This window comes from Bacillus sp. FSL R9-9497 (assembly GCF_038005805.1).
In the GTDB taxonomy this organism is placed as follows: Bacteria; Bacillota; Bacilli; order Bacillales; family Bacillaceae_G; genus Bacillus_A; species Bacillus_A cereus.
In genome coordinates, this window is the sequence record NZ_JBBOTY010000001.1 from 3124984 (window position 1) to 3138759 (window position 13776).

Sequence of the window (13776 nt, forward strand, 5' to 3'; positions counted from 1 at the left end):
GAAGTTCATTAGTTAATATGTATCTAATTAAGAAACATTCATATACCAGCCCAAACATCTTTTCCGTATCGCCCTTCATCTTGCACACGATCCAACCAATTTCTTGCTTCTTGTTCACTTACTTCATGAATTTCTTGATATGCTTGACAAAGGGTATCTTCTACATCCGGAGCCATTTTACTTCCATCACCACATATATAAAGATGAGCTCCATTATCTAATAACGAAATTAAATTGCTTCTATCTTGTTTTATTAAATGCTGTACATATGTTTTTGGATGTCCCTCTAGACGAGAAAAAGCTGTGTGTAAAGAGATTAATCCATCTCTTTCATCATTTTCTAGTTCTGTACGATAGAGATAATCTTTTTCAGGATGACGACAACCAAAATATAGATGTGCTTGTCCTAAGTTCATACCTTTTTGCTTTTGAACACGACGCGCTTGCAAGAATCCACGGAATGGTGCAATTCCAGTACCTGGCCCCACCATAATAATTGGTGTTTCTGGATCTTTAGGTAATTCAAAGTTTGATTGCGGCGTTCGAATGAAACAGATAATCTCATCTTTATTATGACGCTGAGCTAAGTAATTAGAAGCGACTCCTTCATATGTCCCTTCCCCACTCCATGCAGGCGCATTAACAACACCGACCGTAATGCTCAGACGATTGTGTGCAACGAGTGGAGAGCTTGAAATAGAATAGTAACGCGGTTTGAGCGCAGGAAGAAGTTCTAAAAAGCGTTCAAATCGGATTTCACAAGCCTCATACTTTTCAAGAAGGTCCAACATTGAAATCCGTTTCTTTAGTATTTGTTCATGGTAAACTCCTTCTTCTAATAATGCTTCCAATTCTTTTTTATGAGGAGGACATGCTGTGAATGTTACCATTTCTCGTATTTGTGCTCGAGTGGCTGCTTCTTGAACTTCAACACTATAACTAAGAAGGTCCAATAAACTAACAGGACTGTCTAAAGGTATGTGATTTATACTTCGTCCACTTGCACTCAGTATAACTTGATCCTTCCCATTTAATCCAAAACGTTTTAAAATTCGGTTGATATTTTTCCCGCTATTAACTGGCAACACTCCAAGGTGGTCTCCTTCTTTATATGTAGCGCCTTCTGGCAAAAATACCTCGATATGTCGTGTACTTCTATCACTGCTGGATGATTGGAGTTCACGATTTTCTAGTATAGATGCATACACTGCTTCATATATTCGTGCAAGAGGAGATCCTCCAAGACGACTGACAAATTGCAAACTCAAAGTACTGCGCTCTTTTTCCACATTTTTGTTGAGCTCCAATCCAAATGCCTTCATCGCATCAGACCACATGCTTTGTTTCCATTGCTCAAGCTGTTCCTCGAAATCACCACTTGCATCTGCTTCTCCGCGTTTAGAAAATCTTGTTGCTCCTTTTTGAGCCATCTGCTCATCAATGTATCTTGGAATCCGTTGGTAGGTACTAGCCCAATTATGATCTCCACAACCAAAAACTGCGTATTGAACCCCTTTTAGCTCATCTGGTTTTAGTTCCTCCAACCATTGAACAAACTGCCCTGCATTACTTGGCGGTTTTCCATTATAAGAAGAAGTTACAATAAGTACCGCTCCTTCTTTTGGCAAATTTCCAATTCGATCGTTAAGAGCTACCACTTCCGTTCGAACTCCTTCTAAACTAGCTGTATCTGCTAATTCTCTTGCAATACCTTCTGCTACACCTGTATCCGAGCCGTACAGAACAAGAAGTGAAAGATTATCGGCCCCAATAATAGAAGGTGTCTTCTGGACGTGCTGCTTAATTTCATCGTTTTTCAGCTTGTCCTCTGTAGGTGCAAGAACAGTAGGATGACTAATAGTTTGTTTTCGAGGTAGAATCCTAATCTTAAAATCACCGGGCTTTAGCGTTAATGTTTGTTTTACGTCCAGCTGATAGTTTTGATAATCGATTAATTCAAAATGTTGAAGAAGCATTCCCATCACAAGAGTGGCTTCATGAAGTGCAAATTGCATACCGATACATGCTCTCTGGCCATTTCCAAATGGCTTATAAGCATGATGAGGAACCTTATCCAGCTCTTCAAATCGTTCAGGTTGGAATTCTTCCACATTGTCTCCCCATGCATCTTTATCCCTATGTAGCTGTGGAATAAGAACAGAAATACGATCTTCTCCTTTCTTAATTGGGTATTTCCCGCCAATCACTGTATCTTCTTTTGCATAGAGACTGAATGCTGGAGCGGTAGGCCATAGACGTAGCGATTCATTTAAAATCATCCGTATATACTTCAGTTTCATAACTTGTTCGTATGTTGGAGTAGGATCTGTCAAAACACGGTCTACTTCTTCATAGGCTTTTTTCAACTTATCCGGATTCTTTAATAAGAAGTAAATTGCAAAAGATAACAATCCACTTGTTGTCTCATGTCCAGCTATTAAAAAGGTAATAATTTGGAAACGAATATTTTCATCATCTAATTTTTCACCAGTTTCCGGATCCTTCACATTTAACATACGGGAAAGTAAATCATTTTCTTTCTGATCTCCACTACTTTTACGTTCAGCAATAATATTATCTACTAAAGAAAACATAGATTGGATATCATGCTGAAATTGACGTTTCGTTCTCCACATAAGTTTGTCTTCTATATCCAGCCTCTGTAATTGGTGCATCGCCTCATCTAGAGCACGGGTCATGCTAGTAATAAAAGGATGAGGTGTCTCACGATAAAAGCTATTGAAGCGGTAATTAAAACCACATAGACCAATTGTATCTAACGTAAGGCGAGTCATATCCTCCGGAACATCTACGTTTTCATTCGGATTAAGTCGTGCCCATTTTTGAACGAGTTGTACAGCAATATCGACCATCATGGCATGGTAATCTTTCATTGCCCGTTGGCTAAATGTAGGCATCAAAATATTATGAGCTTTTTTCCAGTTAGGCTCGTGAGTCTCGCTAGTAAATAATCCGTCCCCAGCAAAGGCACGAACTTTTGCTAAAGCACCCTCTATACTTTTATCAAACCGTGTTTCGTCACAGACTTCTGCTACCAATTCATGTCCAGAAACGACAATGATGGTATCACTTAAAGTTTGAATTTGAAAAATGGGACCATACTCTTCCGCTATCTTGATAAAGGATAGGGTCGGTTTATCTTTATCGATTAATGGGAGATTACCCAGCGGTCCATATGTTTTCGGCTGAGGAATGGCAGATACTTTTTTTTCCATTAAAAACACCCTTTCAAAAAAGCATGAAATAAAGATATGTAATTGATTACCTTATTTTATCTTTTCCCTAACTATTCATGATTATGATATTGCGTATAAGCTTGGCAATTAGATTTATAACTTGTAGAAAAATACTAAATTAAAATGAAGCGAATAAATATAGTTGGAGCCTTTTAATGTTGGTATTAAAAGATAATCTAAACTTGTAATGTTTATGAGAAATTGCAAACGGATCTCATCTCTTGTATTTGTTCATAAAAATGATTATTTTGATTCATTTTCTTCTAAAACACCCCAAAATAGAGAAGTTGACGAGCTTAAGATTGTAGTATTTGAAAAATCAGTGGTTTAGTTAAACCAATACAATAAGCAATATACCGTGTTACTAATGAAAGAGGACCTGATATGAACATCAGGTCCTCTTTCACTACATAATTATGTCACTGCTTCTTTCAGTTCTTTTCCAGCTTTAAATACCGGCGCCTTAGCAGTAAAAATTTGCATTTCTTTATAGTCTATCTAATCAGCAAACAACTTGTAGGAATCATTATCTAGCGTTTTATTCTTCTCTACCGATTTAACTTCTCGACGGCTTCCGCACTTGTATCTACACGTTTAACGAAAAAAACTAATAGTAGTGCAACAACATTCATGCCAAGCGCTACATAGAAGGAATACTGAATTCCAGATAATAAAGCCTTTTGAGTTACTATTGCCTTCGTAGTTTCTGTGAAGGTTGTTGGATCTATATCAGACATTAAACTTTCAACTTTTGTTTTTGTTACAGAATTCATAATCGTAACAAGAATAGCAGTACCAATCGAACCGGACACTTGTTGAGCTGTATTATTAACAGCTGTACCGTGCGGATTTAAGCGAGTTGGCAATTGATTAAGACCATTTGTCATAAGTGGCATCATCACCATCGCCATCCCAAACATCCGCAGTGTATAAATAAGAATAATATGTGTATGACTAGAGTCAATTTGCAGACTTGCCAACATATAAGTTGAAACAGCTGTAATGGAAAGCCCTACTATGCCAAGAATCCGAGGACCATATTTATCAAATAGTTTACCTGTAATTGGTGACATAATCCCCATTATTACCGCACCTGGAAGCATCATCAACCCAGAGCTCAGCGGCGAAATACCACGGACGTTTTGTACATAAGCTGGTGTTAAAATCATACCCGAAAACATGGCCACCGCGTTGACAATTGCAATTACAGACGCAAGTGCAAACATTGGGTACTTGTAAACACGTAAATCCAATAACGGCTCATCCATTTTTAATTGACGGATAATGAAAGCAATTAAGGCAATAGCGCCTATGATTAAGGCTGTTAAGACAACTTTATTCGTCCAGCCATCGGAGCTTGCAGAACTGAATCCATATAACAAACCGCCAAAACCGACAGAAGATAATAGTAATGAGAGATAATCAAGTTTTGCATTTTTGTTTTGTTTCATGACATTCTCAGATTTCCAAATCCCTAACAGTAAGCTAATGATTGCTAACGGTAAAATCATTTCAAAAAGCAAACGCCAGTCATAATACTCTACAATATAACCTGATAGTGTCGGTCCAATTGCTGGAGCTGTAATCATAACTAGTCCAAAAATCCCCATTGCTGTTCCCCTTTTTTCTCTTGGAAAGCTTACTAGCATAATATTCATTAACAAAGGCCCCATAACTGAAGAGCCTGCCGCTTGAACCATCCGACCAGTAAGTAATAAACCAAAATTCGGCGCTACAGCCGCTAAGGCAGTACCAAGAATAAAAATCAACATAGATGTAATAAATAGGCTTCTATTCGAGAAACGCGTTATTAAAAATGCTGATGCCGGAATTAATATACCACTTACAAGCATATACCCTGTAGAAAGCCACTGGATCGTTGAATAATCTTGAATGTCTAAATCTTTCATTATTGATGGCAAGGCTACATTTAAAAGCGAGTTATTTAGAAATGAAACAAATGCCCCAATAAAAAGAATTACAAGCATTACATATGGTGGTTTTCTTTTATGTAATGTTTCACTCATATATTTAATTGCCCCTTCATTATAAATTTCATTGATTCGTTTAAATCGTTTACATATTTGCACAAGAAAACATTACCCTTGCAGTATTTTGCCAAACTCTTCGAATGGATATTCTCTTTTTAGCAATTCCACTTGCTCAACATACCATTTTAAAATCTTTTTGTTGATGAAACCTTTATAAAAACGTTTGTTAACGGAATTTAAATTAGGCTGAAATACACAAAATAAGCAACTGAAAATCCCCTTCTAAAATAAAGTGAAACTTTAAATCAACAAGTCCACACACCCATTCCTTTAAATACAGGCTTGTAGATCTAGTTATGTAACCATCCATAAAAAGGAATATTACATAGGCTAAGTCTAACATTACATTTTTAAAGTGAGGAGAATAAGCGTATGCACCAATATTGGTATTTGAATTCAAAGGGAAACGGGGAACAATATACTAACCAAATTTCATTATATTCATCAGCCAATTATACGGGATTCAATCCCCAACCTCCTCCCTTCTCTTGGGGGCAGCAGCCAATCAATTATGCAGGGATAATACCACAAGGTCATCCTGCCAATTGGACTCCATTACCAGGCCATGCAGGTTTTAATTTTCAAAAACCTCCCTTCCCCTGGGCCCAACCATTCAATCATGCAGGGATGTTTGCACAAGGTCATCTTGCCGCTTTATTATCTCCGCCAGCCAAGCCTTTTCATATCAATACCAATAACTCGGGTGTTTTTGGAAACCCTCCAGGATGGGGTAGTCCGTGGGCCCCAATGGGATGGGGAAATAACGGAGGTAACGGTCAGCTAGGAATGCTTGGAAACTTATTTACAGCAGGAAAAAGCACCATGAGTGGAATAGGAATGATTAGTAGTCTAATCGGGATGGGGAAATTCTTCTTTTAGTTAATTAAAGTGATAGAATTGGTCCGCAGCTCAAATAGTCCAGTATATAACAAAAAGCATTGGATACCCAATGCTTTTTACACTTACGCAAATAGAGACGTATTCGCATATAAAGCTGGTGAACCACCTGAATGTACGAATAAAATATTGTCTTCCTTATTAAATTTACCTTTTCTAATTAAGTCGATTAATCCCGCTACTGCCTTACCTGTATACACTGGATCAAGTAAAATACCTTCTGTTTTCGCAAGTAACTGAACTGCCTCTACCATTTCCGGCGTTGGTAACGCATAGCCTGGCCCTACATATTCATCAAAGCACGTAACAGCGTCGCGTGGGATAAAGTTTGGAATACCAACGTGTGCTGAAGTTTCCTCTACAAGTTTTGCTACTTTCTCTTCTTGCTCAGCTTTTCCTCTACTTACGTTAATCCCGATTACAGGAATATGGCTTTGCGTTCCAGAAAAACCAGTAATTAAACCAGCATGCATACCAGCGCTTCCACTTACACAAACAACTGAACTGAAATCAATTCCTTGCTCAAATGATTGCGCCATAATTTCTTGGGCACAAGCAACGTATCCCATTGCGCCTGTAGGATTTGATCCACCAACTGGAATTACATATGGTGTACTACCTTTTTCACTTACTTCTTGTGCTACTTTATGCATTTCTTCCATCAGGTCTGCTCCGTTCGGTACAACAATGACATTCTCAGCACCTAATAAGTGATATAAGAAATAGTTTCCGTTAAAGTCTCTCTTCTCTTCTGGCTCAAGCCCTTCCTCTAATACAAGAATACATTTCATTTTTTCTTTTACCGCAGCAGCAAGTGTCAGGCGGCAATGATTTGACTGAATACCACCAGCTGTAATTAATGTATCTGCACCCTTTTCCTGTGCATCTGCAACTAGAAATTCTAACTTTCTCGTCTTATTGCCACCGGCTGTTAAACCAAGTAAATCATCTCGTTTAAAATAAATAGTCGGACCACCAAGTGATTCAGAAAAATTGTTTAACTTTTCAATTGGTGTATATGATTCTGTATATTTTTTTCTCGGGAATTTAGCTAAATTCATTGTAACGCTCCTTTTGTACTTCTTTCACAATATATGTAACGTTACTATTATTACACGTAAAAATGGTGAAGTCATCTTTCTCGGTTAAAAATGTATTAGAATTTCATTTTGATAAGTAAAACCGTATTAATGCTTTTAACTTAATTATGGTACATGAAATTTATATCAACGATTTTTTAAATATATCGTTCATTACTTACAATATATCAACGATTTTTCAAATATATCGATCGTAACTTGCAGTATATCAACGATTTTCTTAATATATCGATCTATCGACAAAAAACGACAAACAGGCAACCCCTTTCTCACCAACAAAAAAAGAGCCCACACATTCAAATGCAGACTCCCTCCAATCACTTATTTACCGAAAAACGAAGTAACTGCGTTAATCCCGGCTCTAAATTCATTTCACCTTTATGACGTACGTATACGACTTTATCTCCATCAAATTTCGGAGGATTTGCTTTACTATACGTATGCCACTCATTCGTTCCTTCTATAGTGTACTCCATATATTCAGTTGCACCGACAATTATATTTTTACTATCATCTGCTGTTACATTTGGTGCCATCTGCGCAATTTTTGAATCACTAATTAATAACTTCTTTATATCCTTATCACGTTTGTAATCGTAAGCTGTCACAATTACATCGTTACCATATGCTTTCACTTGCAACCCTTGTTTAAATGAATAGCCATCAGGAGCAGTCCTCTCTCCTCCATTTGGTCCAGCCGACATCCAGCCCGTTTCAATCCCGCCCGTATTTACAACAGTAAATCCTTTTTTATCTCCGCCTGCAATTTTCTTTTTACCAGCCCAGTCCGGTAAGTTTAAATCCCAATGCGTATGACTCGTAAAGAAAACAACTTGCGGATAGTCTTTTAATATATCGTACAATTTATCAACGTTTAAATAGTCTTGTAAATATGGTGATTGTCTTGATCCAGATACTGTATCAGGTAAAACGTGATGAGAGAAAATGAAAATTGGTTTATTTTTATCTTTTTGGCTGTACTCTTCTAAATTTTGTTTTAGCCAACCTAGTTGCTCATCACTCATATATACTTCATCCCACATTTTTGAATCATGGTATTTCATATATTTTTCCGTCCCTAAAAATAGAAGCGGATAACCATCTAATTCTTTTTTATGATATACCTTTTCTTGTCCACTAAATTTCAGATAGCGGTTAAATAAAGTTTCCTCAGTTACACCATTTGGCCATGTACTTTGAGAGAGTTTCCCATCCGCTGTCCATTTACCAGCATAAAACTCATGATTCCCAACAGTAGACCATACATTTTCTGGATGCTTATTTTTATTTAACACACGCTTTACATCATCATATTGTGACTGTTGTCCAGTCGGCGTTATATCCCCATTCATAATAAGCGCTCTAGAAAGTGGCGTCACTTTGTTCATATCTTTTAGCACATGATCAAAATCCCCTAAATCCCCTTGAATATCACTAATAACATTAAAAGTTGTAGCTGATTTTCGGGCTTGCTCTTTCCCTTCCGCATGCACTGAAAACGTCGGTAATAATGCCGCCATAACTGCTAACGCAGCAACTGTCTTTTTCATACAAATTCTCCCCCTAATAATAGAATGTACAAACTGACATGTTCTGCTTTCTCTTAGATGCTTGTCCAATTCACATTATAAGGAGGGATTGTAAAGATAGATGGAGTAAAAAATTAAGTGTTTTTTAAGAGATTTTGTCTTTTTTCACACCCCAAAATTAGCAATTCGCGCCAATATAGCTTTCTAGTCTTTAACATTACATAAATGTAAATGAATATGATGAATCTCTTAGTTTAATATGTTGTCTTTTTAATCTCTGTTATATAACCGCCACAAAATATGCTATCTTTTCAAGTTCTCTTTCTTTAATAAACGTTACTCCTCTTTTAATTCGCCTTAAAATTGTAAAGTGGCTTAATAATATGTTTAATATCAATTGTTTCTTTTGTATTCTCAATAATTTCATCCATTGGCTTATATACCATTGGTGCTTCATCTAAAGTACTTTCTGCAACAGATGTAGTCCAAACCTCTGTCATTGTATTTTGAAAATCCTCTAAGTTAAGTACTTCTTTCGCCTTCTTGCGACTCATAATACGCCCTGCTCCATGAGGGCCAGAAAAGTTCCAATCTGGATTTCCTTTACCAAATGCAATGATTGAACCATCTCTCATATTGATTGGAATGATTACTCGTTCATTTTTCTGAGCTGAAATAGCACCTTTTCGTAGAATCATATTTTCCATATCGATGTAGTTATGAATTGTAGTGAATTGATCTGTTACTTTCCAATCCATTTTAGTGACGATTTCATCAATCATTGCCTTACGATTTAACTCCGCATATTTTTGTGCAATTTTCATATCATTCATGTAATCTTTAAATCCTTGTCCTTCTAAATAAGCTAATTCTTTGCGAATCACCGGTTTCTTAATTTCACGTAAAGCTTCATGTATTTCTTGTTGTCTACCTTCTTTCGTTAAACGCTCAATCAGTTCTTCTTTAATAGATTTAACGTTTATAAGTTGCTCGTAAGCAAAGTTTTGATAATACTCTGCTACTTGTTTCCCTAAATTACGCGAACCACTATGAATGACAATGTATACATTTCCTTTATCATCCTCATTCAGTTCGACAAAATGATTGCCCCCGCCAAGTGTACCAATACTTTTTTGAGCACGTTGCAATGTAAACGGGGCTCTTACACTATCAAAATCAATCATTTTTGAAAATCGATGTTCCTTATCTCGAATACGAAAACCACTTGGGACAAATTTACGTATCGTTTCGTCTAAGTGATCGAAATTGATTTCCTCTTTTTTCTTATTAATCATCACAACTTCCATGCCACAACCAATATCGTACTTACCTCTCAGTTTCCTGAAAGAGTGGACTATACCTTCTCTACAGTCATCGAGATATGCAGTCTCTACTGTAGGCTCACCGTATTAATTATTCCTCTTCAATTCAAAATGGATGAGGAATAATTCTGTACCTTAGTCTGCTAACATGGTACAAGTCTCTGAACCATTCGATTATGTCACCATAACCACTGGCTGCTGATTGCCCTCGCCTTTTATCGTTAGGGTTTCCAGTCAATTGAGTGAGTAGTTTAAAGTCTGAGCCGATTAGTTAACCCCGACTAAATTAGGAACAATCTTATCTTGAATTGTCATTGTTGTCCCAATCGTACAACCTGCGCCCGCATGTGTATCTGGCATAATACGAATCTTGCTATCCTTTACAAATTCTTGGTTACAAAGATCAATAATTTGACCTGCTGCCGTTTCTTCTACATTCGAAGTATACACTTTCGCTTCATTGTATTTTCCTCGTAATTTCAACATCTTCTATTTCCCCTTTCCTTTAGTTTCTACAAGACATTAATTTATAAATATTATATATTTATAATTATATTTTCCACCACTACAGCTCATTTCCTTTTTTATAAAAAAAGACACAGAGATTCCTCTCCATGCCTACTAATTTCTTACCTTTTCACCGCATGTACATAATGCACCGTCTCAAAAGCTTTCAAATAATCGTTTCGTCCTTCAAAATATAATACATCAATATCCTCTGGTGATAAATGCTCATAAATGAGTAAGCCCGCCTTCTCTAACAGTGCTTCCATTTCAGCATAAGAATAACATGATTTCATCGGTTCTCCGCCTACCGCAGCCATTTTCACCATATTTTCAACTCGATTGGACAGTCCCTTTTCTGTAAACAAGTTTTCATCGGGATAATCAAAAACGATAGAACTACCTGTCGGAACCATCTCGAATAAACATTCTAATAAACTAGCAAGTTCCTCTTTCGTTAAATAGTACGTAACACCTAAAAGGCTAAAGAAAGTCTTTTTATGTTCAAATCCTTCATTGCGTAACTGTTCATAGGAAAATCCTTTCGTAAAATCCATTGAAACAAAATGAAGGTTATTTGGAACTTCAAGTTCTACTTCTTTTATTCTTTCCTTCTTAAACGCCTGCGTAGAAGGATGATCCACTTCAAATATTTCTATTTTATTTTCTAATTCTCGGTGTCTAAAACTGAATGTATCTAATCCCGCACCGAGTATAACGTATTGTTTCGCTCCTAATGTAATTTCATGTAGTAATACTCTTTCACAATATGCGGCACGTGCTAAAGGTGTTGGTGATAACTGAACTTGCGTAATCCATTTTAATATTTCTTTTGGATTATCTTGAAACTGCTGTGCAATGTCTGTATTGAAGAAATGTATTCCTTGAACCATATTCGTTTCAATATTAATTCGTTCTTTTGGCGAAATGAACTCTTTAGCTACATAATCATCAAAGATTTTCGGATTATCAAATTCACTATGATATGCCCTGCTGAAAGCTGATACTAACGATGTTACACTTGCTTCACCTTGTTTCACGCACATACACTCTCCTTCATTTTCACAACAAAAATAGGGTTCCCCTGGCCAGGAGAACCCTATTATACACCTTATTTTTATATTGGTAAATTATAGCATAAATAAGTTTTTTTGTCAAGTTCCCAGCCTACTAACGCTCCAACAATTTGTGTAATCTCTAGCAGGAAGATTTCGATCTACACCGAATATTCCAGTTCATAACAATACAAATGGAGGGCGTCATGAAAAGATTAGTCATCATTACAGTTGGAAAAACACACAGTGGAAAAACTACATTTGCAAAAGCTTTAGAAAAAGAGTTACCCCACTCTTTCGTTATGGATCAAGATAACCAAGCTGAATTTATTAACACGCATTATGAAAAATTACAGCCGGCTGAAGGTGCTAATACATTTAAGCACGGTCTTTCAAAATTCATTGTTGATTATGCGAAAGAACATACAAATTTACACCTTATTATTTGTAATTCCAATCGCAGTAAAAGCGGAAGATTCTATTTACTAAACGAATTATTTCCACAGAATGAATATGTACGCATATTAGTTCATTTTGACATTCCAGATGATGTACTTTACGAAAGAGTGGCTCGAAGCACGCGAAGTACCAATATTTTTAGAGGTGGATATTCTAGTTTCAAAGAAGTACTTGATCGACAACAAACTGAATCACTTCACGATGATGTGGTAGATCCTGTAGAAAACGAGGCTGATTATTTGTTTGTTATTCGCAATAATAAAGATGTAAGCTTTACTATAGAAGAAATTGTTCATCTAGCTAAAGGTTTATTCCCTACCCCAAATAAGAGATTATAAAAATTACATAATCATAGATTATTATGCAAATCCTTCCTCTAAGCGCCTAACATAGTATATAATAATAAGATAATCTACTTCTATATGCTCATTTTTACACAAAACAGTTCATGCATATGAAAGAAAAGAGGTACAAAAATATGAAAACAAAACAAACAATCGCTGCGTCTACACTAGCTTTAGCAATGATTGCTGGCGCGAACCCTGCTCATGCGGAAGTAAATGATGCTACTCCTCAGCAAAGTACGGGAGATCGATTAGCTGAAATTAAGCAACATAAACAAGAGTTAGATGCGAAATTGCAGCAACACAAAGAAAACGTGGATCAAACATTGAATGAACTTAACAAGGTTAAGGAAAATGTTGATACGAAGGTGAATGAACTACATGAACGTAAACAAGTTGCTGATGAAAAAATTAACGAGATTAAACAACATAAACAAGAGTTAGATGCAAAACTTCAGCAAGACAAGCAAATCGCCGAAGATAAAATCGCTGAAATTAAAGAGCATAAAAAACAAGTAGAAGATAAAGTTGCTGAAGTAAAAGAGCATAAGCAAAATATCGATAACAAAGTGAATGAGATTAAAGAACATAAACAAAATGTCGATGAAAAAGTGAATGAAATGAAGCAACATAAAGAGAACATTGATCAAAAGGTTAATGAACTTAAGGAAGTTAAAAAACAAGTAGATGAAAAATTAGCTGAGTTAAAAAAAGCGAAACAAACTGCTGAGGACAAACTCGCTGAACTAAAAGAAAACAAGCCGAATACTGGTAATACGTTAGAGGAACTTAAGAAAATTAAAGGCAATTTAGACAGTCTTTCCGCTAACTTAGAACTAGCTAAACAAGATGTAAAAAACAAACTAGCTGAATTACAAAAGGCTAGAGAAGATTTACTAAATAAAATTAACGAAATTAAACAATCGAAACAAACTGTTTCAGACGATTTAACAAAGAAAAAACAAGACTTAGATATTAAAATCAACGACTTTAAGCATACTGAGAAAAAAATTGACGACAAATTAGCTGAGTTACATACAACGAAGCAAAATGTTGATAACAAGATTAATGAAGTGTCACAGTCTAAACAAACGCAAGCAGATAATAGTACTAAAAACAATAACGCTAAAGAACTTCCTAACGCTGGTAGCGAGCAATCAAACAATATGGCTCTAGGAATGCTATCTGTATTAGGCGGGATTTTATTAATAACACGCAATAAAATTAAAACGTTATTCTCAAAATAAAGCCATTATAC

The 13776-nt window shown here is 36.2% G+C and carries 10 protein-coding genes; 3 read left to right on the forward strand and 7 right to left on the reverse strand.

Annotation, left to right across the window (positions count from 1 at the left end; translation table 11 throughout):
- Positions 1-38: 38 nt before the first annotated feature.
- Positions 39-3236, reverse strand: coding sequence for a bifunctional P-450/NADPH--P450 reductase (cypD, locus tag MKY21_RS16035; protein WP_341076827.1), 3198 nt, complete (start codon positions 3234-3236; stop codon positions 39-41).
- 569 nt (positions 3237-3805) lie between these two features.
- On the reverse strand, positions 3806-5284 hold the full coding sequence (locus MKY21_RS16040) for a DHA2 family efflux MFS transporter permease subunit (protein ID WP_000005123.1): 1479 nt from the start codon (positions 5282-5284) through the stop codon (positions 3806-3808).
- 396 nt (positions 5285-5680) lie between these two features.
- On the opposite strand from MKY21_RS16040, the gene MKY21_RS16045 reads away from it, so the two are divergent.
- Positions 5681-6187 (forward strand): hypothetical protein, encoded by a 507-nt coding sequence (locus MKY21_RS16045; protein ID WP_284996331.1) that lies wholly within the window; start codon positions 5681-5683, stop codon positions 6185-6187.
- An 83-nt stretch (positions 6188-6270) separates the two neighbouring features.
- On the opposite strand, the gene MKY21_RS16050 is transcribed toward MKY21_RS16045, so the two are convergent.
- The 5 genes from MKY21_RS16050 to MKY21_RS16070 all read right to left on the reverse strand — a co-directional run bounded on the left by MKY21_RS16050 (position 6271) and on the right by MKY21_RS16070 (position 11706).
- Positions 6271-7266, reverse strand: coding sequence for a D-cysteine desulfhydrase (locus MKY21_RS16050; protein ID WP_006922782.1), 996 nt, complete (start codon positions 7264-7266; stop codon positions 6271-6273).
- Between the two features lie 356 nt (positions 7267-7622).
- Positions 7623-8855: a DUF4073 domain-containing protein gene (locus tag MKY21_RS16055; RefSeq protein WP_000754260.1), complete on the reverse strand. Its 1233-nt coding sequence runs from the start codon at positions 8853-8855 to the stop codon at positions 7623-7625.
- 326 nt (positions 8856-9181) lie between these two features.
- The gene (locus tag MKY21_RS16060; RefSeq protein ID WP_000454390.1) at positions 9182-10141 is read right to left on the reverse strand and encodes an RNA-splicing ligase RtcB; all 960 of its coding nucleotides are present in this window, start codon (positions 10139-10141) and stop codon (positions 9182-9184) included.
- A gap of 282 nt (positions 10142-10423) precedes the next feature.
- On the reverse strand, positions 10424-10642 hold the full coding sequence (locus tag MKY21_RS16065) for an RtcB family protein (protein ID WP_012593282.1): 219 nt from the start codon (positions 10640-10642) through the stop codon (positions 10424-10426).
- Between the two features lie 143 nt (positions 10643-10785).
- A complete protein-coding gene (locus MKY21_RS16070) occupies positions 10786-11706 on the reverse strand; it encodes a class I SAM-dependent methyltransferase (RefSeq protein WP_033687104.1) in 921 nt (306 codons plus the stop codon).
- A 215-nt stretch (positions 11707-11921) separates the two neighbouring features.
- Between MKY21_RS16070 and MKY21_RS16075 the strand changes: the two genes are divergently transcribed.
- Together MKY21_RS16075 and MKY21_RS16080 are read left to right on the forward strand one after the other, a co-directional pair.
- On the forward strand, positions 11922-12512 hold the full coding sequence (locus MKY21_RS16075; protein WP_000826966.1) for an AAA family ATPase: 591 nt from the start codon (positions 11922-11924) through the stop codon (positions 12510-12512).
- 140 nt (positions 12513-12652) lie between these two features.
- On the forward strand, positions 12653-13765 hold the full coding sequence (locus MKY21_RS16080) for an LPXTG cell wall anchor domain-containing protein (protein WP_000850996.1): 1113 nt from the start codon (positions 12653-12655) through the stop codon (positions 13763-13765).
- Positions 13766-13776: the final 11 nt, after the last annotated feature.